This window comes from Streptomyces sp. NBC_00370 (assembly GCF_036084755.1).
GTDB lineage: Bacteria > Actinomycetota > Actinomycetes > Streptomycetales > Streptomycetaceae > Streptomyces.
The window spans coordinates 4,570,617-4,594,600 of record NZ_CP107968.1; the positions used below are offsets into that span (position 1 = coordinate 4,570,617).

Sequence of the window (23,984 nt, forward strand, 5' to 3'; positions counted from 1 at the left end):
TCCGCTCTCCTAGTCAGGAAGCTCGGCAAGTCCATAGACGCGCAGGGCGGCCTCCGTGGCGGCCCTCACGTCTCGCTTGTCGAAAGCTGCCGCCAGGGCTTCTCGGTCGCGCTCGCTGATCGCTTCCGGGTCTGGGACCCGGATCTTGCGGAGGTACTGAGCCTGGAAGCGGAGGGTCCCCCCTCGCATCTTGACCGCGTACGCCTCCACGAATGCTTCCGCGACCTTGGAGAGTAGGAGACCACCCAGCACGCGCATGTCCCAGACGTCCGAGACGATGAAGTACAGGTTGTGGTGAGGGTACAGTCCGCCCTCGTCGAGTACCGGATGGATCGTCAGCTTCATGTCCGGGAGCAGCAGCTTGGGCCGCCGAGTCAGCGCGTGATCGACCTTGTCGATGGTTTTGTACCAGCGGTGTGGCTGCTTGACCGCCACGTAGCGCTTACGCAACGCGGCTCCGTGTTCGTCGAGATACCTGGCAAGCCGGGGATACGCGGCGAGGTCGACCAGATCGCCTTTGTCCGTCCAGGGGTTGACCAGGTAGGTGCCGTTCCAGTTGAGCGTGCCGCTCGTGGTGTCGCGGACCATGGCCATCGGCAGGAGCCGGTCGTCTTCGATCAACGTGCCGTCGTCGGTGAGGAAGACCTTGTCCGCTCCCGTGGCGATGCCGATGCCGACTCGGGTACCGGACTTCTTGCTCTCAAGCAGGTGGAAGCGCTCTGTCAGCTCCTCGAGGACTGCCAGTCGTGCAGGTGAAGCACTCGGCCAGGAGTCCTCGTCCGGGAACCAGTGCGGCATCCGAGCGGCCTGGAACGCTGGTGTCGTGACCGACTCCGTCTGGGCAGTCGCGTACCAGCGTGCGAAGGCGGTGGCCTCAGGAGCACCGAAGGCTCGCGTGGTGTCCGCTGCCACAGCGGTGCCTTGGGGTCGCTTGCTGATCAGGGTGATGGCGGGGTACGCGGAGACCTGGTCGTCGAAGGCGTCCACATCGTGCATGACCAGTGCCAGGTCCATGCTGAAGCTCTTGGTCACCAGCTGGCGCAACTGCCGACCGTACTGATTGCGCATCCAACGGTCCGCGCAGATGAAGCCCAGCTGTCCGCCTGCCCCGAGGCTTCGGAGTGCGACTTCGAAGAAGCCAACGTAGATGTCTGCGCGGCCGCCCATGGTGGGGCACGCACGACGGTAGACCGCCATCCTGTCCGCGGGAACGTCCTCCAGGCGGATGTAGGGCGGGTTGCCGACCACGTAGTCCGCGTGCTGGGTCCCTTCGGGCTGGAGTAGGTAGTCACCCTGCTCGACCCAGGCCGCCGCCACCTGCTGGGCATCTGTGGGGTTCCAGCCGTCGTCGACCAAGTGCTGCTCGACGACTTCGCGGCTCCTGCGGACGTTGCGTTCCAGTAGATCGAGCGCACGCACGGCATGGCTTGCGTCACTGATGGGACGGTTTTGCTCGCGGCAGGATGCGCTGATCCGCGAAGCCACGGCTCCTAGAAAGGCTCCTGAACCGCAGGCCGGCTCCACGAGCTTCAGGTCGCAGAGGGCTTTGTCAGAGGTGTAGCCCACAAGGTCGAGGATCAGATCGACGACCCAACGCCGCGTGAACACCTCGCCGTGCTCCACGGCCTCCTCGGGGACTGAGGGGAGGGTGTGGAGGGCGGTGTCGAAGAACAGGGGAGTGGCCACGTCTTGACACTACTAGGGAGGATTTCGGCCACGAGAGTTATCCACAGGGGCGCTCGTGCTCAACGGAGTGATCTGTTCCATCTGCGGAGCATCGGGCCCGTGGGATCGACATCCACTCGTACCCATGATCAACGGGAGCGCGCTCCGGCTCGTCGGCCGTGAGGGGGTGCGCGGCGGAGGAGAGCGGACCGGCAACCGAGCCGACGCGTCGCCTCGGAGCAACTGAGACCAAAACTGAGACCACCAACGTCGAAGGCCCCCGCAGCGAGCTGCGGGGGCCTTCGACGTATTGCCCGGTGAGAGCAATGGCGGAGGATACGAGATTCGAACTCGTGAGGGGTTGCCCCCAACACGCTTTCCAAGCGTGCGCCCTAGGCCACTAGGCGAATCCTCCGCGACGAACCATACAAGATGGGGAGCGGTGCTCGCGAACTCGTTCGTGGGGGTGGGGATCAGGTACTGTGTGCGGAGCCCCTCACGTGGCGCTATCTGACTGAACTCCCCCAGGGCCGGAAGGCAGCAAGGGTAGGTTGGCTCTGGCGGGTGCGTGGGGGGCGTCTGCGTTGTGGGGGCGGTTCGGGTGCGTTGTCGGTGGGGGCCGATATCGTCGTAGGTGTGTCGTCCCTTGCGCTGTACCGCCGTTATCGCCCCGAGTCCTTCGCCGAGGTCATCGGGCAGGAGCATGTCACTGACCCGCTGCAGCAGGCCCTGCGGAACAACCGGGTCAATCACGCCTACCTGTTCAGCGGGCCGCGAGGCTGTGGGAAGACGACCAGCGCGCGGATCCTCGCCCGGTGTCTGAACTGTGAGCAGGGGCCCACGCCGACGCCCTGTGGGGTATGCCAGTCCTGTCAGGACCTGGCCAGGAATGGGCCGGGGTCGATCGATGTCATCGAGATCGACGCCGCGTCCCACGGAGGTGTGGACGATGCCCGTGATCTGCGCGAGAAGGCGTTCTTCGGGCCAGCGAGCAGTCGGTACAAGATCTACATCATCGACGAGGCGCACATGGTCACCCCGGCGGGGTTCAACGCCCTGCTGAAGGTGGTCGAGGAGCCGCCGGAGCATTTGAAGTTCATCTTCGCGACCACCGAGCCCGAGAAGGTCATCGGGACGATCCGGTCGCGTACGCACCACTATCCGTTCCGGCTCGTGCCGCCGGGGACGCTGCGGGACTATCTGGGGCAGGTGTGTGCCCAGGAGCAGATCCCCGTCGCCGACGGGGTGCTGCCGCTGGTCGTACGGGCCGGGGCCGGGTCCGTGCGTGACTCGATGTCCGTCATGGACCAGCTCCTCGCCGGCGCCGCCGAGGACGGTGTGACGTACGCCATGGCCACGGGCCTGCTCGGATACACCGACGCGTCGCTGCTCGACACTGCCGTTGACGCCTTCGCGGCAGGTGACGGGGCAGCGGCGTTCGAGGTCGTGGAGCAGGTCATCGAGGGCGGCAACGACCCGCGGCGGTTCGTGGCCGACCTGCTGGAGCGGCTGCGGGACCTGGTGATTCTGGCCGCCGTGCCCGACGCCGCGGAGAAGGGGCTCATCGATGCCCCGGCCGATGTCGTCGAGCGGATGCAGGCCCAGGCCTCGGTCCTCGGCGCCGCCGAGCTGAGCCGCGCCGCCGATCTCGTCAACACCGGGCTGACCGAGATGCGCGGCGCCACCTCGCCGCGGCTTCAGCTGGAGCTGATCTGCGCGCGGGTGCTGCTGCCCGCCGCCTTCGACGACGAGCGGTCCGTGCAGGCCCGGCTCGACCGGCTGGAGCGTGGGGTCGCCACCGCCGCGTTCTCGGTCGGCGGTCCGGGGCCGGCCGCCGGGCCCGCCGTCGGGTACGTTCCCGGGCCCGAGGCCCATGCCCCCGCGCCCGCACCGGCGCCTGCCCCCGCGCCTCCTGTCGCGCCCGCGCCCGCCCCGGCTCCGTCTCCGGCTCCCGTACAGGAGACACCGTCGCCGTCCCCCGCTCCCGAGCCCTCGCGGCCCGGTGCCTGGCCCGGCGCTGCCTCCGCCGCGCCCGCCGCCTCCGCCGACCCCGGCAGCCGGCGTCCCGGCGGGTGGCCCACCGCCTCCGCGCCCGGCGCCGCACCGGCGGCCACACCCCAGCCCGCTGCCGCGCCCGCCGGGCCTGCCGCTGCCCCCAGTCCCGGCGCCGCGCAGGGCGCCGGCCAGGTGCGGAACATGTGGCCGGACGTCCTGGAGGCCGTCAAGGGCCGCCGGCGCTTCACCTGGATCCTGCTCAGTCAGAACGCGCAGGTGGCGGGGTTCGACGGGACGACGCTGCAGGTCGGCTTCATCAACGCCGGCGCCCGCGACACCTTCGTGAGCAGCGGCAGCGAGGACGTGCTCAAGCAGGCGCTGTCGGAGAACTTCAGCGTCCAGTGGAAGATCGAAGCGATCGTCGACCCGTCGGGCGGCACCCCGCAGCCCCCTCCGGGCGGATACGGAGGCGGGAACGGCGGGGGAGGAGCCCCCGGGCCGGGTGGTGCCGGTGGCGGAGGGTTCGGCGGAGGTGCGTTCGGCGGGGGCCCCTCGTCAGCGCCCGCCCCCGGCGGGCCGGCTCCGCAGCAACAGCAGGGGCAGCCGGGACAGCAGCAGCAACGCCCCCCGTCCTCGCCGCCCCCGTCCTCGTCCTCGCCTTCGCCCTCGCAACAGAACGGACAGGCGCAGCGCACCCCGCCGCCCCCGGAGCCGTCCAGACCCTCGGCCCGCCCCCCGGTCGCCCCCGAGGACGACACCGCCGAGGCGGACGATCCCGATCTCGTCGACTCCGCCCTCTCCGGGCACGATCTGATCGTGCGCGAGCTGGGTGCCACGGTCGTGGAGGAGTACACCAACGACTGACGAGTACACCAACGACCAGGGGCGCTTGACCGGCTCGGGCCGCCCCTTTGGATCTTGGCCGGCTCGTCTGCCCGGCTCGGGCAGCGGCAATGGCCTCCGGGCCGCCCGGCTAGGCTGCCTCCCGTGAAGGTCCTTGTTATCGGCGGCGGTGCCCGCGAACACGCCCTGTGCCGCTCTCTCTCCCTCGACCCCGACGTCACCTCCCTCTTCTGCGCCCCCGGCAACGCCGGCATCGCCGAGGTCGCGGAGCTGCACCCGGTCGACGCCATGGACGGCGCCGCCGTCGCCCGGCTCGCCACGGAGCTGGCGGTCGGGCTCGTCGTCGTCGGGCCCGAGGCGCCGCTGGTCGCCGGGGTCGCCGACGCCGTACGGGAAGCGGGCATCCCCTGCTTCGGCCCGTCGGCGGAAGCGGCCATGCTCGAAGGCTCCAAGGCCTTCGCCAAGGACGTGATGGCCACGGCGAACGTCCCCACGTCCCGTAGCTACGTCTGTACGACACCGCAGCAGATCGACGACGCGCTCGACGCGTTCGGCGCCCCGTACGTCGTCAAGGACGACGCGCTCGCCGCGGGCAAGGGCGTCGTCGTCACCGACGATCTCGCCGCCGCCCGCGCGCACGCGCTCGCCTGCGGCCGGGTCGTCATCGAGGAGTTCCTCGACGGTCCCGAGGTCTCCCTCTTCGCCGTCACCGACGGCCGTACGGTCCTCCCGCTCCAGCCCGCGCAGGACTTCAAGCGCGCCCTCGACAACGACGAAGGCCCCAACACCGGTGGCATGGGCGCCTATTCGCCGCTCCCGTGGGCCGATCCCAAGCTGGTCGACGAGGTCCTGGAGACCGTCCTCCAGCCGACCGTCGACGAGCTGCGCCGGCGCGGCACGCCCTTCGCCGGGCTGCTGTACGCGGGTCTCGCGATCACCAGCCGCGGCGTACGGGTCATCGAGTTCAACGCGCGCTTCGGCGACCCCGAGACGCAGGTGGTGCTGGCCCGGCTGAAGACCCCGCTCGCCGGTGTCCTGCTGGCGGCGGCCGAGGGCACGCTCGCCGGGTTGCTCCCGCTCAACTGGCGCGACGACGCCGCGGTCACCGTGGTCGTCGCCTCGCACAACTACCCCGACACCCCGCGCACCGGCGACCCGATCCTGGGCCTCGACGAGATCGCGGCGCAGGATGGACCCGACGCGTACGTCCTGCACGCCGGCACCCGCCTCGCGGACGGCGCGGTCGTCAGCGCGGGCGGTCGCGTCCTGTCCGTGACCGGTACGGGCAAGAGCCTGGCGCAGGCCAGGGAGCGCGCGTACGCCGCCGTGGACCGGATCCGGCTGGACGGTGCCCAGCACCGTACGGACATCGCTCGCCGCGCCGCGGAGTCGGAGGCTGAGGCGGGGGCCGGGGCCGGGGCCCGTTCGGGCGCCGGGGCTGACGCGCGGGCTTGAGCCTGCGGCACCGGCTCCCCCTCGGGTACGCGTTCCCGGACCGGCTACCTCCTCCGGGCACGCGTTCCTGGACCAGCTACCTCCGGGCACGCGTCGCCGGACCAGCTCCCCTGGCACGCGTCCTCGGACCAGCCCCCGGGCACGCGTCCTCGGACCCCCGTAGAACCCCGAACTCCTCAACCCCGCCGCGTCAGCAGCTTTAGCCAAAGCCATTCCATCGGGTGACGGCTAGGCCATCCGGATGACTGCCGCGAGGGCCCCAACTAGGGTGCGGCGCAAGCATTCGGGCACATGGCCCACCGGCATTGCGATGTCGGTGGCGGGTGCCACAGTGGGGGAGTGAGCAACGCCGCCGCAGGGCAGAGGGGGTGAGGTCGACCATGTTCGGTTCCGCTGGTTCCACGGGTTCCGCCGGCTCAGACATCGGCGTCGAGATGGGCGCTCAGGGTGCCCGTTCCCGGGCGCTCGGCGTGCTGCGCGTCCGTAGCCGGGCGCTCGCCGTCGCGCTGCTGCCCGCGGCGGTCGCCGTCGTGCTGCTCGTCGGCGGTGCGACCGGGCATCTGACCGGTGCGGGCTGGGACGCGGCGCGCTGGGCCGTGTCGGCCTGCGCGGTGCTCGTACTGCTGCTCGCGGCGGCCGTCGCCGTCGTGGTGGCGAGGGCGAGGCCCGCCCTGAGCCCCACGGTCGAGGTCGATGAGCGGTCGGCGCCGGACCTCTACCGCCTGGTCAGAGACCTGGCGGACCGGCTCAACGTGCCGGCGCCCTCGGCGATAGCGCTCACCCCCGACTGCGACAGCTGGCTGGAGGACCGTACGCACCCGGCGCACGCGCAGGGCGTACCGACCGCGCAGACCGGACCCGATGTGCGGGCCGGCGGGCGGGGCCGCAAGGCACCCGCCGCCCCCGTTCTCGTCATCGGCTCGCCCTTCCTGTGGTGGATGCGGGTCGCCGAGCTGCGCGCGGTGCTCGCCCCCGTCGTCGCCGGTACGGGTCCGGCCGCGCAGCCCGACATAGCCGCCGCCCGCCGCTTCGTGCGCGGGCTGGACGCGGCCGTCGCGCTCGGCGGCAGGACGGACCTGGGGCCGATACGCCGCGCACCGCTCCGGGTCGTCGGCCGGGTCGCCCGGCTGCTGCTGCGTGGCTGCGGTGAGCATGCGGCCCTGATGGAGCGGGGGGTGGCCTCGGCCGCCTCGGAGCGTGCACAGGCTGTGGATTACGGACTGCGGATCGTCGCCCAGGAGCAGGTCGGCCTCGCCTACGCGGGCTGGGACCGGCTGCTGACGCGCGTGGCGCTGCCCGCCTGGCGGATGGGCCGCTGGCCGTCCCGGCTGGACGCGGGCGTGGTCTCGGCCCTGACCGAGCTGTCCCGCCGCGACCGCCTGGCCGACGGGTTCACGTCCCGGCTCGGCGAGCGGCCCGCCTGCGACCTGCTCGAAGAGCCGGGCGCGATGGACGAGGCCACGTCGCTGCTCGCGGCCCGGCTGTTCCACGGCGGTCCGGCCGGCGCGGGCCCTGACTGGGCCCCGGTGGACTGGCAGCAGTACCCGGAAGAGGTTGTCGACCGTAAGTGGCGTACGGAAGCGTCCAGGCTGCATCGCGTACTGGACGACATGGGCGTACGCCGCCCCGTGGGCCCCACAGGCCCCGGCGGCCCCACGCTCAGCCGGGTCATGGAGCACCTGTCCCAGGCGGGCCGGGCGGATGAGGGTGGCGGCAGCCACGCCGATGGCGATGACGATGGCGACGGGTGGGGAGCGATGCTGGCCGCGGGGATCAGCGCCGAGGTGGCCCGCGAGGAGGCGGCGACGCCTGCCGCTGCGGGCGGCGAGACGTCGGCGCCCCCGTGGGGGACCGACCCGCTGCCGCTCCTCCCGCTCCAGCCGCCCCGCACGGGCCGTGATCTGCTCGCGGATCACGTGACGGCGATGGTCTGCTGCTCCGCCGTCGACACGGCGGGCGCCGTCCCCGGCCTCGACTGGCTGGACGGCCCGGCCCTCATCGTCGACGGCCGCCGCCGCGCGGACCTGGGCGGCCACGTACTGAGTCTGGTGGAGGAAGGCGACCCCGAGCCCCTGCGCGCGTGGCTGGCGGCGCTGGGCGTACGCCCGGAGAAACCGGTCCGCCTCGTCTGACGCTCGCCTGTGCCGGTCGTCCCGGACGGCCCCGCCCGTCGGCCCGGCCCTGTCTGACGGCCCTGGCGGCCGACCCGTGGCGGTCGGCTCGAACGGCCGGGCGGGGTGGCGGCCGGTCTGTGTCGGCCGGCCCTCTTCGCACTGCCCGGCTCGGTAACGGCTGGCTCGCGCCGTCCGGTCCGCACGCCCGGTCCGGACCGCCCGGCCCCTAGGACCGGTCCGCCGTGCGATCCACGGCACCAACGCGACACCGGCCGCGTCCGCGGGCGGGCGCGCTCCCTGATCCGGCCTGATCCGAACGTCAGGCCTTAGTGGGGCCGGTGGTCGCGGGTCCCGGGCCAACCGCCCGGTCCGTGACGGCCGGTCCGTACGTCCTGGACGGCCCCGTCCGTAGTGGCCGACGCCCACGGCGTGGTCTGCACCGCTCGGCCCGTCCTGTCTGACGGGCCTGACGGCCTGCCCGTACGCGGCCGCCCGGCCCGGCAGCCGGCCCCGAACGGCCGGGCGCGCGACGGCCGGCCCTGTTTGCACTGCCCGGCTCGGTAACGGCTGGCTCGGACCGTCCGGTCCGCACGCCCGGCCCGGACCGCCCGGCCCCTAGGACCGGTCCGCCGCGCGATCCACGGCACCAACGCGACACACGCCGCGTCCGCGGGCGGGCGCGCTCCCTGATCCGGCCTGATCCGAACGTCAGGCCTTAGTGGGGCCGGTGGTCGCGGGTCCCGGGCCAACCGCCCGGTCCGTGACGGCCGGTCCGTACGCCCTGGACGGCTCCGTCCGTCGGCCCGGACCTGTCTGACGGGCCTGGCGGCCGCCCCGTGGCGGCCGGCTCGATACGTACCGGCCGACCTGTAGCGGCCGGTTTCGGCGCTACGGGCCGGCTCGTCCCGCGGTCCTCACGGCCCACACGTACCGCCGCACCGCGGCAGCCGACGCGTGCCGCCCCCGCTGCGGCAGCCGACACGTGCCGCCGACGCGGCCAGCCGAGCCGCACCCGCCACCCCCGCCGCGCCGCCGAAAAACCCGTCGCGCCCCCAACTCCCGTCCTCCGCCCGCCCTTCCCTCTGTGACCCTGGTCACCAACAACCCCGACAATCCCACCCAAGAGCCGGAACTACCCCTTCCGTTAACGCCAATTCGCGACGAACGGTGACGGAGTGCGTGCGTTATGTGATGTGCTGGGGACCGGCGCTGACAGCCGGCGTTTGAACGATCGCGCCACCGGTGTTCCGGCCGTCGCCAATCGACAGCCCGGAGCCGGAGGTTCGAAGGAGGGTCGCACCATGGGGGCTGAGCCGATCCGGCGTTGGGATTCGGGCGCTCTCGCCCATGCCGTCTCCGACCCCTTCGGCCAGGGCCCGTTGCCCTGGCTGCGCGGCAGTGAGAACTACTTCGACGACACCGGCCATCTCGTGCCCTGGTACGCCGACGAGACCCTCACCGGCGGCGGGCGCAGCGGCGGGCCGCGTACCGCTGACGATGTCGGGCGGCAGATCAAGGGCTTCGTCTCGACCGGCGCCGCCGCCCCCGGCGAGGCGATCGACTTCCACGTCACCGTCGACCCGCCGCAGCAGTTCTTCATCGACATCTACCGGATCGGGCACTACAACGGCGAGGGCGCCCGGAAGATCATCACCAGCCCGCGCATCTCCGGCCTCGTCCAGCCGCCGCCGCTCGCCGCCGACCGCACGGTCTCCTGCCACCACTGGTGGCTCTCCTGGCGGCTCCAGATCCCCGCGCACTGGGCGATCGGCGCGTACGTGGCCGTGCTCACCACCGTCGACGGCTACCGGTCCCACATCCCCTTCACGGTCCGCGACACCCACCCCGCCGACCTGCTCCTCCTGCTGCCCGACATCACCTGGCAGGCGTACAACCTCTACCCCGAGGACGGCCGCACCGGCGCCAGCCTCTACCACGCCTGGGACGAGCAGGGCACGCTCCTCGGCGAGGAGGACGCGGCCACGACCGTCTCCTTCGACCGCCCGTACGCCGGCGCCGGGCTGCCCCTCCACGTGGGCCATGCCTACGACTTCATCCGCTGGGCCGAGCGTTACGGGTACGACCTGGCGTACGCCGAGACCCGCGACCTGCACGCGGGCCGCGTCGACCCCACCCGCTACCGCGGCCTCGTCTTCCCCGGCCACGACGAGTACTGGTCGGTGCCGATGCGCCGCAACGTCGAGCTGGCCCGTGAGCACGGCACGTCGCTCGTCTTCCTCTCCGCCAACACCATGTACTGGCAGGTGGAGTTGGGGCCTTCGGCCTCCGGCGTCCCCGACCGGATGCTGCACTGCCGCAAGCGGCACGGCCCCGGAAAGCCCGCTCTCTGGCGCGAGGTGGACCGGCCCGAGCAGCAGCTCCTCGGCATTCAGTACGCCGGCCGCGTCCCCGAGCCGCACCCGTTGATCGTGCGCAACGCCGATCACTGGCTGTGGGATTCCACCGGCGCCGTGGACGGTGAGGAGATCGCGGGGCTCGTCGCCGGTGAGGCCGACCGCTACTTCCCCCGTACGGCACTGCCCGACCACCAGGACCGCATCCTGCTCGCGCACTCCCCGTACCGCGACACCGAGAACGCCAAGCGCCATCAGGAGACTTCGCTCTACCGCGCCCCGTCAGGCGCGCTCGTCTTCGCCTCGGGCACCTTCGCCTGGTCCCCCGCGCTCGACCGGCCCGGCCACGTCGACGCCCGTATCCAGCGCGCCACGGCGAATCTCCTCGACCGCATCTGCAAACGGGACTGAGCCGTCCGCCACGGCGGTCACCGACTCGCCACGCCGATCCGGAACGGCACCCCTCCACTTCTTCCGCACCGGGCATACGGGAGAATAAAGGCGACTTCCAGGACCGAACTCCAGGACCCAACTCTCGGATCTCTTGGATCGAATCGAACGACGCGGAGGAACCGTGCCCGGATTCGTCGAAAAACCCGAACCCCTTGAGGTGCCGGGCCTTGTGCATCTGCACACAGGCAAGGTGCGGGACCTGTACCGGAACGAGGCGGGCGACCTCGTCATGGTCGCCAGCGACCGTATCTCCGTGTACGACTGGGTGCTGCCCACCGCGATCCCCGACAAGGGCCGCGTGCTGACCCAGCTCTCGCTCTGGTGGTTCGACCAGTTCGCCGATCTCGTCCCCAACCATGTGATCTCCACCGACGTGCCCGAAGGCGCCCCCGCCGACTGGGCGGGCCGCACCCTCGTCTGTACGTCGCTGCGGATGGTCCCCGTGGAGTGCGTCGCCCGCGGCTATCTGACCGGGTCAGGTCTGGTCGAGTACGACGAGCACCGCACCGTCTGCGGACTCGCCCTGCCCGAAGGGCTCGTGGACGGCTCCGAACTCCCCGCGCCGATCTTCACGCCCGCCACGAAGGCGGCCGTCGGTGACCACGACGAGAACGTGAGCTACGAGGAAGTCGCCCGCCAGGTGGGCGCGGAGACCGCCGCGCAGCTGCGCAGGGCGACGCTCGACGTCTACGGCAGGGCCCGGGACATCGCCCGTGAGCGCGGCATCATCCTCGCCGACACGAAGTTCGAGTTCGGCTTCGACGGTGACCGGCTGGTCATCGCCGACGAGGCGCTGACCCCCGACTCCTCGCGGTTCTGGCCCGCCGAGTCCTGGGAGCCGGGACACAGCCAGCCCTCCTACGACAAGCAGTTCGTCCGCGACTACCTGACGTCCGACACCTCGGGCTGGGACCGGCACGGCGAGCTGCCGCCGCCCGAGCTGCCGCAGCATGTCGTGGACGAGACCCGGGCCAAGTACGTGGAGGCGTACGAGCGCCTGACCGGCACCCCCTGGCAGCAGTAGGCCGGCAGTAGCCGCACACGAGGAAACCCCCGGCCGCGTCGGCCGGGGGTTTCTGTGACTTCTGAACTATGAGCGGACGACCAGGTTCGAACTGGCGACCTCAACCTTGGCAAGGTTGCGCTCTACCAACTGAGCTACGTCCGCAAGCGCCGAAGCGCGAGAACCACTATACCGCCGCTTGAGGCGGCAGTCGGACCGTTCGCCCCGGCTCGATGTGGCGACCCTCACACCGCGCTGTCATCGCCGCTCATGACACATGTCATCGGCGCTTCCCGGGCGTGACACGACGAAGGCCCTGATCCAGTGGATCAGGGCCTTCACTCTGAGCGGACGACCAGGTTCGAACTGGCGACCTCAACCTTGGCAAGGTTGCGCTCTACCAACTGAGCTACGTCCGCGAGCGGGTGACAGGAATCGCACACTGCGCCTCCCCCTTGGAAAGGGGGCGTTCTACTACTGAACTACACCCGCACGCTGCTTGAGGTCCGGCCTTTCGGCCTCGCCCCTCGGCGTGCTCCAGACTCTAGCCGATCGGCAGGGGTGGTCCGCAACTCGGGACACGCCCGGGTCGCTCAACTGGCCTCGCGGAACGCCTCGTAGACCCGCTTGGGGATCCTGCCGCGGGCCGGCACCTCCATCTTGTGGGACTGCGCCCAGGCGCGGACGGCCGCCGGAGCCGGTTCGAGTGAGGTGTGGTGGTACGTCGTGCGGGCCTTGCCGTTCCTGGCCGCGTTCGTCTGCTTCCTGGCCGCTGCCTGGTACGGGGCCAGGGCCTTCCGCAGTTTCTTCGCGTTGGCGGGGTTCAGGTCGATCTCGTACGTCTTCCCGTCCAAGCCGAACGTGACCGTTTCCGCCGCTTCTCCGCCGTCGATGTCGTCGGAGAGCGTGACCACTACGCGCTGCGCCACGGATATCGGTCCTTTCCTGCGGCGCCGCCTGCCGTGCCCGGTCCCCGCTCGCACGGGAATCGCGGTTGACGTGCGGCGGCACCGGCCTTCCGGCTGTCAATGGGCAATGCTGTTTTCCGCTGTATTCCTTTGTACAGCGGAAGACCTCGCATTGTGAAGCCCAGCCAATTGCATCAGCGTGTCCCCGGGCAATAGCTGACGCTGATTTTTTTCGCGGACTTTTCGGTTGTTCTCGGTGGAGGATATCGCCGGGTGATCTGTGACCTGGGATATCTACCCGCGTAGATTTCTGAGCCGGGTACCCTGAGTCAAGCACGGAAGCTCGGGGGGTCGAGGGGGATTCCCCTGGAGAACACAGCCGCACCACACCACCGGGAGTGCCAGTGGCACGCGTCGTAGTCGACGTCATGCTCAAGCCGGAGATCCTCGACCCGCAGGGACAGGCAGTGCAGCGCGCGCTGCCGCGTCTTGGCTTCGAGGGGATCGCCGACGTCCGTCAGGGAAAGCGTTTCGAGCTGGAGGTGGCGGGACCGGTCGACGAGGCCGCGCTCGCCCGTATCCACGAGATGGCGGAGACGTTTCTCGCCAACACCGTCATCGAGGACTTCGTCGTGAAGGTGGAGTCGTGACGGCTCGTATCGGCGTCGTCACCTTCCCCGGCACCCTGGACGACAGGGACGCGCTGCGCGCTGCCCGTATCGCCGGTGCCGAGCCCGTACCGCTGTGGCACCGCGACAAGGACATCAAGCAGGTCGACGCCGTCGTGCTGGCCGGCGGTTTCAGCTACGGCGATTATCTGCGGGCCGGCGCCATCTCCCGCTTCTCGCCCGTGATGGGCACGATCATCGAGCAGGCGCGGGCCGGGCTGCCGGTCCTCGGGATCTGCAACGGATTCCAGATCCTGACCGAGTCCCATCTGCTGCCGGGCGCGATGCTGCGCAACAACCATCTCCACTTTGTCTGCCGCGATCAGAAACTTCGGGTGGAGCGCGCGGACACCGCCTGGACCGCCGACTATTCCGAAGGCCAGGAAATCTCCGTCCCCCTCAAGAACATCGACGGCAGGTATGTCGCCGACGAGCACGTCCTCGACGAGCTGGAGGCCGAGGGCCGCGTCGCGTTCCGTTACGCGGACGGCAACCCCAACGGCTCGCTCCGTGACATCGCCGGAATCTCGAATGCCGCGGGGAACGTCGTCGGACTCATGCCGCACCCCGAGCACGCCGTGGAGCCGCTGATCGGTACCGGAGGTACCGACGGCCTCGGATTCTTCACCTCGATCCTGAAGAAGCTGGTAGCCGCCTCATGACTCTGGACACAGTCGAGCACGCGTCCGGGACCCCGGACATCGAGCTGCCCTGGAAGGAGCTCGGCCTCAAGGAGGACGAGTACGCCCGGGTGCGCGAGATCCTCGGCCGCCGCCCGACCGGCGCCGAGCTGGCCATGTACTCCGTCATGTGGTCGGAGCACTGCTCGTACAAGAGCAGCAAGGCGCATCTGCGCCAGTTCGGCGAGAAGGCCCCTTCGAGCGACGCGATGCTCGTGGGCATCGGCGAGAACGCGGGCGTCGTGGACGTCGGGCAGGGCTACGCGGTCACCTTCAAGGTCGAGTCGCACAACCACCCGTCGTACGTCGAGCCGTACCAGGGCGCGGCCACCGGTGTCGGCGGGATCGTCCGCGACATCATCGCGATGGGCGCACGCCCGGTCGCGGTTGTGGACCCGCTGCGGATGGGCGCTGCCGACCACCCCGACACCAAGCGCGTCCTGCCGGGCGTCGTCGCGGGCATCGGCGGCTACGGCAACTCGCTCGGCCTGCCGAACATCGGCGGCGAGCTGGTCTTCGACGCCTGCTACCAGGGAAACCCGCTGGTCAACGCTGGTGCCATCGGCGTGATGCGGCATGAGGACATCCACCTGGCCAAGGCGTCCGGCCCCGGCAACAAGGTCATTCTGTACGGGGCCCGCACCGGCGGTGACGGCATCGGCGGCGCCTCGATCCTGGCCTCCGAGACCTTCGACGCGACGAAGCCGTCGAAGCGCCCCGCCGTGCAGGTCGGTGACCCCTTCCAGGAGAAGCTGCTCATCGAGTGCACGCTGGAGGTCTTCGCCGAGAAGCTGGTCGACGGCATCTCCGACCTCGGCGCCGCCGGCCTGTCCTGTGCGACGAGCGAGCTGGCGTCCAACGGCTCCGGCGGCATGCGGGTCGAGCTGGACGACGTACCGCTGCGCGACCACACGCTCTCGCCCGAGGAAATCCTCATGAGCGAGTCGCAGGAGCGCATGTGCGCGATCGTGGAGCCGGCGAAGGTCGAGCGCTTCATGGAGATCTGCGAGAAGTGGGACGTCATCGCGACGGTCGTCGGTGAGGTCACCGACGGCGACCGGCTGGAGATCTTCTGGCACGGCGAGAAGATCGTGGACGTCGACCCGCGCACGGTCGCGCACGACGGCCCGGTCTACCAGCGCCCGTACGCCAGGCCCGAGTGGCAGGACGCCCTCCAGGCCGACGACGCGAACAAGCTGGCCCGTCCGGTGACGGCCGCCGAGTTGCGCGAGCAGGTGCTGCGGGTGGTCTCGGCGCCGAACCAGGCGTCGAAGTCCTGGGTCACCGACCAGTACGACCGGTTCGTGCAGGGCAACACCGTCCTCGCCCAGCCCGAGGACGCCGGGATGATCCGGGTCAACGAGGAGACCGGCCTCGGGGTCGCCATCGCGACGGACGGCAACGGCCGGTTCGCGCAGCTCGACCCGTACACCGGGGCGCAGCTCGCGCTGGCCGAGGCGTACCGCAATGTCGCGGCGACGGGCGCGAAGCCGCTCGCCGTCTCGGACTGTCTGAACTTCGGTTCGCCCGAGGACCCGGCCGTCATGTGGCAGTTCGTGGAGGCCATCCGCGGTCTCGCCGACGGCTGCCAGAAGCTGGGCACCCCGGTGACCGGCGGCAACGTCTCGCTCTACAACCAGACGGGCGAGCGCGCGATCCACCCGACGCCGGTCGTCGCGGTGCTCGGTGTGATCGACGACGTGGCGCGGCGTACGCCGATGGCCTTCGCCGAGGAGGGCCAGCTGCTGTACCTGCTGGGCGACACGGACGAGGAGTTCGGCGGGTCCGCCTGGTCGGGCACGATCCACGGCCATCTCGGCGGGCTGCCGCCCAAGGTCGACCTGGACAGGGAGATCCTGCTGGGCGAGATCCTGATCTCGGCCTCGCGCGACGGCATGATCGACGCGGCGCACGACCTGAGCGACGGCGGTCTGATCCAGGCGGTCACCGAGTCCTGCCTGCGCGGCGGCACCGGCGCCCGGCTGATCGTGCCGGACGGCCTCGACGCGTTCACGCTCCTGTTCAGCGAGTCGGCGGGCCGCGCTGTCGTGGCGGTGCCGCGCAGCGAGGAGCTGCGGTTCACTGACATGTGCGGGGCGCGCGGCCTGCCGGCCACCCGTATCGGTGTGGTGGACGGCCAAGAGGTCGAGGTCCAGGGCGAGTTCACGATCGGTCTCGACGAACTGCGCACGGCGCACGAGGCGACGATCCCGGCGCTGCTGGCCTGAGCCTCGCCGTGATCGGCGCGGGCCTCGCGTGATTGGCTGTGCCCGCACGGGATCCGCCGTGCGTGCCGGCCTGAACGAGGGGAACGCCCGATGTCCTACGAGTACAAGGTCGTGACGTTCAGGGAGTCGCTCATCGGCGACGCCCTGGACAGCGACAAGCTGGAGAAGACGCTCAACAAGCACGCCGCCGACGGCTGGGCCCTCAAGGCCATCACCGCCGCCGACGTGAAGGGCCGGATAGGTCCCGGTGCCGTCGAGGGTCTGCTGCTCACGCTGGAACGCCCCCGGCAGGCTTGATCCCGCCGGTACGATCGCCCGGCCGGTGTTCGCGAACACCGGCCGGGCGATCGGCGTTCACCGGGCGAGGCGTTCACCGGGGGATCGGTGTTACTTCGCCGCTGGTGCGTGCGCCGCGAGCAGGTCCAGTACGCCGTCGACCGCCTCCGTGAACGGCTCGACGGAGTCCGCGGCGCGGGCCAGGACGTAACCGCCCTGCAGTACGGCGACGACCGTGGACGCCGTGCTCACCGGGTCGAGTCCCGCTCCGAACTCGCCGCGTGCCACCCCCTCCCCGAGCAGCCCCGCGATCCGGGCCCTGAGCGTGCTGAAGGTCTCCTCCACCGGCCGGCGCAGCGCCGGGTCGCCCATCACCTCGGGATCCTGGGTGAGTCCGCCGATCGGGCACCCCTTCAGCACGTCACGCTCGCCGCGCAGATAGCCGGCGATCCGCTCGGTCGCCGTGCCGGGCCCGCCGAACAGGGCCTCCGCCGTGCTCAGCCGTTCCTCCGCGCTGCGGGTGATGGCGGCCAGCGCCAGATCGGGCTTGCCGTCGAAGTGGTGGTACATGCTGCCCTGGCCCACTCCGGAGCGCTGCTGGATGGCCTTGGGGCTGGTGCCGACGTAACCGCGCTCCCAGAGGAGTTCGCGGGTGGTCTCGATGAGACGTTCCGGTGTGCTGCTCACGCACCGGATTGTACCTACTGGTATGCACAGCGCGCCGAATCGCTCCTCCTCTTGTGCGGGATTACGTAATTACGTAAATTGAATGTCATGGAGCTTGAGGAACGCGTCGCCGAGCTGGAACGCCGGCTCGCCGCGCTGGAGCAGACGGCGCCGACCGCGCCGACCGCGCCCGTACCCGCGGCCGCGCCCGCGCTGGACGGCGGCGAATTCTGGGCTCTGCACGGGCTGAAGGACCAGCTCGCCGAGGCGGGGGCCGCGACCGGGGGAGTGCTCTTCACCGGCGCGGTCCGGCTGCCGACCGACGAACGGTACGAGTGGCAGTACGGCACGGTGACCGACGCCGTCCTGGACACCGACTGGCCTGCGGCGGCCGAGTCCTTCGGCGCGCTCGGCCACCCCGTACGGCTGCGGCTGCTGCGCGAGATCCTCGGTGGCCGCCGTACCGCCGCCGAACTCGCCGAGCTGGCCGAACTCGGCACGACGGGCCAGATCTACCACCACCTGCGCCAGCTCACCTCGGTCGGCTGGCTGCACACCGTCGGGCGCGGCAAGTACGAGGTCCCCGGCGGCCGGGTGGTGCCGCTGCTGGTGATGCTGGCGGCGACCCGGCCGACCTGACCGCGATACCGAATCCACCCAGGGGGAACGATGTCCGTACGCAAACTCGTCATGATCTTCTACCGGCTGTTCACCGTGCTGTTCGTCGCGCTGGTCTTCGTGGGGGCCTTCGTCGACCTGCCGTTCGCGTGGTGGCTGATCTGGGTGCCGGAGATCATCGCGGTCACCCTCGTCGTCGCCCTGGGCCGGCGTACGGCACGGGCGCACGTGGCCGCCAGGCCGCCGGCCGTCGAGGTGGCGGCGCCGGTCACCGGCCGCTGGTCCGCGCTCAACAGCCCGGCGAGCCGCGTGCCCAGCCACCGCACCCACGCGTACGGGCAGACGTACGCGATCGACATCGTGGCCGAACCGGAGCCCGGCAGCCGGCCCGGCTTCGCCTGGGCCTGGCCGGTGGCCCGGCGGAGCAAGGCGTTTCCCGCCTTCGGCCGGCCGCTGCTCGCCGTCGCGGACGGGACGGTCGTGCATGCCTCCGACAGCCGGCGCGACCACCTCAGCAGGAACTCGCTGCTGGCGCTCGTCTACCTGATGCTCATCGAGGCCGCCGTCCGCGACATGGCGGGAGCCGCCTGGATCACCGGCAACCACCTGATCATCGACATCGGCGACGGCACGTACGCGATGTACGCGCACGTCCAGCGCGGCTCCCTCGCCGTACGGGCGGGCGACCGGGTGCGCGCGGGCCAGGTCGTCGGGCGCTGCGGCAACTCCGGCAATTCGACCGAACCGCACGTGCACTTCCAGCTGATGGACCACCCCGACATGGACGTGGCCCGCGGACTCCCGTTCCGCTGGCACGGCATCGGGGTCCCGGCCGACGGCGAGGTGTTCACGGCGGGCGAGGAAGCGGCGGACCCCGGTGCGGACCGGACGGCCGCCGGGCAGGCTGCTGCCGAGTAGGCCGGTGCGGACCCTGGCCGGCACCGGCCTTACGCCGTCGGGCCGGCCTCCGGCCGGCCGGTGTCGACCGTGCGGGGGCCGATCAGACTGTCAGTGGGCTCGGCTAGCCTCCCCGCTATGCCCCCGGCCAAGAAGCGTCTGCGTAGCTACGACCACGCCAAGACCCGCACCGCCGTGCTGGCCCAGTTCGCGCACGTACGCGAAGCGGCCGGCGCGCTCACCGCGGCGCAGCTGGCGCTGCCCGCCGGGCTCGGCGGCTGGACCGTACGGGAGCTGGCCGCGCACCTGACGATGGCGGTCGAGGCCGTCAGCCGCGCCGTCGAACAGCCCGAGCCGGCCGGGCCCGTCGTCGCCCTGCTCGACTGGCCGTTCGCGACGGCCGGCCTGGCGGACGACATCGCGGAGGACACCGAGGCGATCGCCACCTCGGCCGAGCCGGCCGAGCTGTTCGCCCGCGCCGCCGAGCGGATCGCCGCGCTGCTGCCGAGCGCCGCCGACGACCGGCTGGTCACCACCAGGGCCGGCGCGATGCGGCTCGGGGACTTCCTCGTCACCCGCACCGTCGAGCTGGTCGTCCACACCGACGACCTGAACCGGGCGACGGGCCTCGCCGTCCCGTACGACCGGCAGGCGCTCGCCGCCTGTACGCGGATGCTCGCCGACGCCCTCGCCGTGCTGGCGCCCGGCGCCTCGACGGAGGTGCGGATCCCGCCGTACGCGGTCGTGCAGTGCGTGGAAGGCCCCCGGCACACCAGGGGGACCCCGCCGAACGTCGTGGAGACCGATCCGCTCACCTGGATCAGGCTCGCGACCGGCCGTACGACCTGGGCGGACGCGCTCGAAGCGGCGCGGGTCAGCGCCAGCGGCGAGCGCGCCGACCTGTCCGGGCTGCTGCCGCTCATGGGCTGAGCCGGCACGGCCACCGCGGAACCGTCCGTCCGCCCGGCACGTCCCAGCCGCATGAGGAATCAGCAGATCACCTACATCACCGCCGGTGCCCTGCTCGCGCTGGCCGCCTCAGCCTGCGGTACGGAGACCGGCTCAGGACCGGGTGACCCGGCCGCCCCGGACAGCTCCGTACAGTCGGCGCCCGCGCTGACCGGGGTGCACTGGAGCGTGGACAGCGTGACCGTCGACGGGGCGAGGACCGCCGCACCCGCGGGGGCCGGCGTCGAGATCGACTCCAAGGGCCGGGCGAGCGCCAGCACCGGCTGCAACACCATCGGCGCACAGGTCACCGTCAAGGGCGACACCGTCGTCGTCGGCAAGAAGGAGTCGACGCTCATCGGCTGCCCGGAGGAACTGGCCGCCTTCGAGAAGCGCCTCAACGGCGCCTTCTCGGGGAAGCTGACCGCCAAGGTCGCCGACCAGCGGCTCACCCTCACCGGCGCGGACGGCGACACCATCGCCCTGACGGCGGAGAAGGACGCCGCCCTCGCCGGCACCAAGTGGGTGGTGACCTCGCTCGTCGACCACGGCAGCGTCACCTCCAGGACCGACCGGCCGGCGGCGACGGCGGCGGGCGCCCCCTCGTTCACCCTCACCAAGGACGGCTCGGTGCAGGGCACAGGACTGCGCTGCAACTCCTGGCGGACCACGGCGCACGTAGCGGGTTCGACGGTCACGTTCGGTAAGGTCACCTCGACCAAAATGGCCTGTGACACCCCCGCCTCGGCCGTCGAGAAGCGGCTGTCCGAACTGCTGCGCGAAGGCAAGGTCGGCTATGAGCTGGCTCACCGTTCGCTGACCCTCACCGGCCAGGACGGCCAAGGGGTCAGGGCCGAGACGGCCCCCGCCGCGAAGTGATCCCGCCCACTGCGCCCCGTCCCCAATTCGGACCAGTGGTCGATCTCGCCTACACTCGGTGGCGTGCCTCGTGGTGATGGACGACTCAACCACGACCTGCTCCCCGGTGAGAAGGGCCCCCAAGACGCCTGCGGCGTCTTCGGAGTCTGGGCCCCGGGTGAAGAGGTCGCCAAGCTCACCTACTTCGGACTGTATGCCCTGCAGCACCGTGGACAGGAGTCCGCGGGCATCGCAGTGAGCAACGGGTCCCAGATCCTGGTTTTCAAGGACATGGGCCTCGTCTCACAGGTCTTCGACGAAACGTCCCTCGGCTCTCTCCAGGGCCATATCGCGGTGGGCCATGCCCGCTACTCCACCACCGGAGCCTCGGTGTGGGAGAACGCGCAGCCGACCTTCCGGGCCACGGCCCACGGCTCCATCGCGCTCGGTCACAACGGAAACCTGGTCAACACCGCCGAGCTCGCCGAGCTCGTCGCCGAACTCCCCAGGGAGAACGGCCGTGCGACGCGGGTCGCGGCCACCAACGACACCGACCTGGTCACGGCTTTGCTGGCCTGCCAGACGGACGAGGACGGCAAGTTCCTCACCGTCGAAGAGGCGGCGCCCAAGGTGCTGCCCCAGGTCAAGGGTGCCTTCTCGCTCGTCTACATGGACGAGCACACCCTGTACGCGGCCCGTGACCCGCAGGGCATCCGCCCGCTGGTCCTCGGCCGTCTCGAGCGCGGCTGGGTCGTCGCCTCCGAGAGCGCCGCTCTCGACATCTGCGGCGCCTCCTACGTGCGCGAGATCGAGCCCGGCGAGTTCATCGCCATCGACGAGAACGGTCTGCGCTCGTCGCGATTCGCGGAAGCGAAGCCCAAGGGCTGCGTTTTCGAGTACGTCTATCTGGCGCGTCCCGATACGGACATCGCCGGCCGGAACGTCTATCTGTCCCGGGTGGAAATGGGCCGGAAACTGGCGCGGGAGGCCCCGGTCGAGGCGGATCTGGTCATAGCGACACCGGAATCCGGCACTCCGGCGGCCATCGGCTATGCCGAGGCCAGCGGGATCCCGTACGGCTCGGGCCTGGTGAAGAACGCGTACGTGGGCCGGACCTTCATCCAGCCCTCACAGACCATCCGCCAGCTGGGCATCCGGCTGAAGCTCAACCCGCTCAAGGAAGTCATCCGCGGCAAGCGCCTCGTGGTCGTCGACGACTCGATCGTCCGCGGCAACACCCAGCGCGCGCTGGTGAAGATGCTCCGCGAGGCGGGCGCGGCCGAGATCCACATCAGGATCTCCTCGCCCCCGGTGAAGTGGCCGTGCTTCTTCGGCATCGACTTCGCCACCCGCGCCGAGCTGATCGCCAACGGGATGTCCATCGAGGAGATCGGCACCTCGCTCGGCGCCGACTCGCTCTCGTACATCTCCATCGACGGGATGATCGAGGCGACCACGATCGACAAGCCCAATCTCTGCCGGGCCTGCTTCGACGGCGAGTACCCGATGGATCTCCCCGACCCGGAACTGCTCGGCAAGCAGCTCCTGGAGACCGAGCTGGCCGCAGGGCCGGCCGACACGGCGGCGAGCGACGCCCTGCGCCGCCCGTAGCGGTACCCCGCGGGGCTGGGCGGAGCCCGGTCCCGCGTCCTCTCCCGCCCTGTACGACGCTCCGTACGACGACACGAAGGTTTCCAGCCATGCCTGCCACGCCCGATACGACAACTGGTGCCAGCTATGCCGCCGCTGGCGTCGACATCGAGGCCGGTGACCGCGCCGTCGAGCTCATGAAGGAGTGGGTCAGGAAGACCCGGCGCCCCGAGGTGCTCGGTGGCATCGGCGGCTTCGCCGGTCTCTTCGACGCCTCGGCGCTCAAGCGCTACGAGCGGCCGCTGCTGGCCTCGGCGACCGACGGTGTCGGTACGAAGGTCGACCTCGCCCGCCGGATGGGCGTGTACGACACGATCGGCCACGACCTCGTCGGGATGGTCGTCGACGACCTGGTGGTCTGCGGCGCCGAGCCGCTCTTCATGACCGACTACATCTGCGTCGGCAAGGTTCATCCCGAGCGTGTCGCCGCCATCGTCAAGGGCATCGCCGAAGGCTGTGTGCTGGCGGGCTGCGCGCTGGTCGGCGGCGAGACCGCCGAACACCCGGGGCTGCTCGGCGAGGACGACTTCGACGTCGCGGGCGCGGGTACGGGCGTGGTCGAGGCGGACCGGCTGCTCGGCGCGGATCGTATCCGCACGGGTGACGCGGTGATCGCCATGGCGTCCTCCGGTCTTCACTCGAACGGGTACTCGCTGGTGCGGCATGTGGTCTTCGACCGGGCCGGCTGGGCGCTGGAGCGCGAGGTCGAGGAGTTCGGCAGGACCCTCGGCGAGGAGCTGCTGGAGCCCACCAAGATCTACTCGCTGGACTGTCTGGCGCTGACCAGGACCACCGAGGTGCACGCTTTCAGCCATGTCACGGGCGGTGGACTCGCGGCGAACCTGGCCCGGGTGGTGCCGGACGGGCTGCACGCGACCGTCGACCGGTCGACCTGGCAGCCGGGTCCGATCTTCGATGTCGTCGGTGCGGCGGGCCAGGTCGAGCGCCTGGAGCTGGAGAAGACGCTGAACATGGGCGTCGGCATGATCGCCGTCGTGCCGGCCGACTCGGCGGACGCGGCGCTGGACACCCTCGCCGACCGCGGGGTCGACGCCTGGGTCGCGGGAGAGATCACCGAGCGCGGTGGACATGCCACCGGAGCCGCCCTGACAGGCGACTACCGCAGCTGATCAGCGAGTGCTGTCCTCCGGGACGGCGCCCGTCATGCCGCGGGGCAGCACAGAACCCGGTCCAGGACTACGGCCCCGGACCGGGCCACTGTGAGGAACTGCTGGAGGTATCCAGACGTCAAGCGCCGCGGCGCTGAGCCGAGGGTCCGGACTCGTCGTCCTCGTCCTCGTCGTCGTTGTAACGATCCGCGTACTGTGCGTACGGGTCATCTTCCTCTTCGTCATCCTCGAACGGCTCCGCGTTCGGCGGTTGACTTGTCGGAGATGCGCCCAGCTCGCTGGCCAGACGCGACAGATCCGTCCCGCCGCTGTTGTACTTCAGCTGGCGGGCGACCTTCGTCTGCTTGGCCTTGGCCCGGCCGCGCCCCATGGCTCGACCCCCTCGGTGACGGGGCTCGACGGCCCCAGAGTCTTGACACGCGTTCATGTTTCAGAACGAGCTCTCCTCGGAGAGACCCGTCCGTAGGGCTTCAACGGTACCTGCTTCCGCGGCCATACGGTACGCCGCCCGCATGACGCGCCTCGGCGCTCGACCGGCGAGACGCCCCGTCCTCGCTGGTCAGCTGCGATTTTAA

Annotated in this window: 19 protein-coding genes, 4 tRNA genes and 1 other RNA gene; 16 read left to right on the forward strand and 8 right to left on the reverse strand. The window is 70.8% G+C overall.

Annotated elements, in window-relative coordinates; genetic code table 11:
- Positions 1-9: 9 nt before the first annotated feature.
- Both OHS57_RS20380 and OHS57_RS20385 read right to left on the reverse strand, forming a co-directional pair.
- Positions 10-1,686 (reverse strand): Eco57I restriction-modification methylase domain-containing protein, encoded by a 1,677-nt coding sequence (locus tag OHS57_RS20380; RefSeq protein ID WP_328582935.1) that lies wholly within the window; start codon positions 1,684-1,686, stop codon positions 10-12.
- A 306-nt stretch (positions 1,687-1,992) separates the two neighbouring features.
- Positions 1,993-2,080, reverse strand: a tRNA-Ser gene (locus OHS57_RS20385).
- Between the two features lie 73 nt (positions 2,081-2,153).
- Between OHS57_RS20385 and ffs the strand changes: the two genes are divergently transcribed.
- The 6 genes from ffs (at position 2,154) to OHS57_RS20415 (ending at position 11,903) form a co-directional block, all read left to right on the forward strand.
- An RNA gene (ffs, locus tag OHS57_RS20390) (signal recognition particle sRNA small type) lies at positions 2,154-2,248 on the forward strand.
- Between the two features lie 53 nt (positions 2,249-2,301).
- Positions 2,302-4,524, forward strand: coding sequence for a DNA polymerase III subunit gamma and tau (locus OHS57_RS20395; RefSeq protein WP_328582936.1), 2,223 nt, complete (start codon positions 2,302-2,304; stop codon positions 4,522-4,524).
- A 123-nt stretch (positions 4,525-4,647) separates the two neighbouring features.
- The gene (purD, locus tag OHS57_RS20400; protein ID WP_328582937.1) at positions 4,648-5,958 is read left to right on the forward strand and encodes a phosphoribosylamine--glycine ligase; all 1,311 of its coding nucleotides are present in this window, start codon (positions 4,648-4,650) and stop codon (positions 5,956-5,958) included.
- Between the two features lie 434 nt (positions 5,959-6,392).
- Complete coding sequence (locus OHS57_RS20405; protein WP_328582938.1) at positions 6,393-8,090, forward strand: hypothetical protein; 1,698 nt, start codon at positions 6,393-6,395, stop codon at positions 8,088-8,090.
- A gap of 1,283 nt (positions 8,091-9,373) precedes the next feature.
- Positions 9,374-10,837 (forward strand): N,N-dimethylformamidase beta subunit family domain-containing protein, encoded by a 1,464-nt coding sequence (locus tag OHS57_RS20410; RefSeq protein ID WP_041986931.1) that lies wholly within the window; start codon positions 9,374-9,376, stop codon positions 10,835-10,837.
- Between the two features lie 163 nt (positions 10,838-11,000).
- A complete protein-coding gene (locus tag OHS57_RS20415) occupies positions 11,001-11,903 on the forward strand; it encodes a phosphoribosylaminoimidazolesuccinocarboxamide synthase (RefSeq protein ID WP_041986929.1) in 903 nt (300 codons plus the stop codon).
- Positions 11,904-11,974: 71 nt separating this feature from the next.
- Here OHS57_RS20415 and OHS57_RS20420 read toward each other — a convergent pair.
- From OHS57_RS20420 to OHS57_RS20435, 4 genes are all read right to left on the reverse strand, one after another.
- Positions 11,975-12,047 (reverse strand) — tRNA-Gly (locus OHS57_RS20420).
- A gap of 181 nt (positions 12,048-12,228) precedes the next feature.
- A tRNA-Gly gene (locus OHS57_RS20425) sits at positions 12,229-12,301 on the reverse strand.
- Between the two features lies 1 nt (position 12,302).
- A tRNA-Gly gene (locus tag OHS57_RS20430) sits at positions 12,303-12,374 on the reverse strand.
- A 101-nt stretch (positions 12,375-12,475) separates the two neighbouring features.
- Positions 12,476-12,811, reverse strand: coding sequence for a histone-like nucleoid-structuring protein Lsr2 (locus tag OHS57_RS20435; RefSeq protein ID WP_078863508.1), 336 nt, complete (start codon positions 12,809-12,811; stop codon positions 12,476-12,478).
- 383 nt (positions 12,812-13,194) lie between these two features.
- Between OHS57_RS20435 and purS the strand changes: the two genes are divergently transcribed.
- The 4 genes from purS to OHS57_RS20455 all read left to right on the forward strand — a co-directional run bounded on the left by purS (position 13,195) and on the right by OHS57_RS20455 (position 16,663).
- A complete protein-coding gene (gene purS, locus OHS57_RS20440; protein ID WP_041986925.1) occupies positions 13,195-13,440 on the forward strand; it encodes a phosphoribosylformylglycinamidine synthase subunit PurS in 246 nt (81 codons plus the stop codon).
- The gene (purQ, locus tag OHS57_RS20445; RefSeq protein ID WP_328582939.1) at positions 13,437-14,120 is read left to right on the forward strand and encodes a phosphoribosylformylglycinamidine synthase subunit PurQ; all 684 of its coding nucleotides are present in this window, start codon (positions 13,437-13,439) and stop codon (positions 14,118-14,120) included. The genes purS and purQ overlap by 4 nt, the downstream gene beginning before the upstream one ends.
- Entirely contained in the window at positions 14,117-16,366 is a 2,250-nt protein-coding gene (purL, locus tag OHS57_RS20450) for a phosphoribosylformylglycinamidine synthase subunit PurL (RefSeq protein WP_328582940.1), read from the forward strand. The genes purQ and purL overlap by 4 nt, the downstream gene beginning before the upstream one ends.
- 90 nt (positions 16,367-16,456) lie before the next feature.
- On the forward strand, positions 16,457-16,663 hold the full coding sequence (locus OHS57_RS20455) for a DUF4177 domain-containing protein (RefSeq protein WP_041986919.1): 207 nt from the start codon (positions 16,457-16,459) through the stop codon (positions 16,661-16,663).
- A gap of 90 nt (positions 16,664-16,753) precedes the next feature.
- On the opposite strand, the gene OHS57_RS20460 is transcribed toward OHS57_RS20455, so the two are convergent.
- The gene (locus OHS57_RS20460; RefSeq protein WP_328582941.1) at positions 16,754-17,329 is read right to left on the reverse strand and encodes a TetR/AcrR family transcriptional regulator; all 576 of its coding nucleotides are present in this window, start codon (positions 17,327-17,329) and stop codon (positions 16,754-16,756) included.
- A gap of 87 nt (positions 17,330-17,416) precedes the next feature.
- Between OHS57_RS20460 and OHS57_RS20465 the strand changes: the two genes are divergently transcribed.
- From OHS57_RS20465 to purM, 6 genes are all read left to right on the forward strand, one after another.
- Complete coding sequence (locus OHS57_RS20465) at positions 17,417-17,947, forward strand: winged helix-turn-helix domain-containing protein (RefSeq protein WP_041986915.1); 531 nt, start codon at positions 17,417-17,419, stop codon at positions 17,945-17,947.
- 30 nt (positions 17,948-17,977) lie between these two features.
- Positions 17,978-18,844 carry a M23 family metallopeptidase gene (locus OHS57_RS20470; RefSeq protein ID WP_041986913.1) on the forward strand — a complete coding sequence of 289 codons (867 nt, stop codon included), beginning with the start codon at positions 17,978-17,980 and terminating at the stop codon, positions 18,842-18,844.
- 117 nt (positions 18,845-18,961) lie between these two features.
- A complete protein-coding gene (locus OHS57_RS20475) occupies positions 18,962-19,753 on the forward strand; it encodes a maleylpyruvate isomerase family mycothiol-dependent enzyme (protein WP_041986909.1) in 792 nt (263 codons plus the stop codon).
- 51 nt (positions 19,754-19,804) lie between these two features.
- Positions 19,805-20,650 carry an META domain-containing protein gene (locus OHS57_RS20480; protein WP_041986906.1) on the forward strand — a complete coding sequence of 282 codons (846 nt, stop codon included), beginning with the start codon at positions 19,805-19,807 and terminating at the stop codon, positions 20,648-20,650.
- A gap of 63 nt (positions 20,651-20,713) precedes the next feature.
- Entirely contained in the window at positions 20,714-22,240 is a 1,527-nt protein-coding gene (gene purF, locus OHS57_RS20485; RefSeq protein ID WP_328582942.1) for an amidophosphoribosyltransferase, read from the forward strand.
- 89 nt (positions 22,241-22,329) lie between these two features.
- The gene (gene purM, locus OHS57_RS20490) at positions 22,330-23,409 is read left to right on the forward strand and encodes a phosphoribosylformylglycinamidine cyclo-ligase (protein WP_041986900.1); all 1,080 of its coding nucleotides are present in this window, start codon (positions 22,330-22,332) and stop codon (positions 23,407-23,409) included.
- A 118-nt stretch (positions 23,410-23,527) separates the two neighbouring features.
- Here the strand turns inward: purM and OHS57_RS20495 are convergent, their stop codons facing one another.
- Positions 23,528-23,779 carry a DUF3073 domain-containing protein gene (locus OHS57_RS20495; protein WP_041986897.1) on the reverse strand — a complete coding sequence of 84 codons (252 nt, stop codon included), beginning with the start codon at positions 23,777-23,779 and terminating at the stop codon, positions 23,528-23,530.
- Positions 23,780-23,984 lie beyond the last annotated feature (205 nt).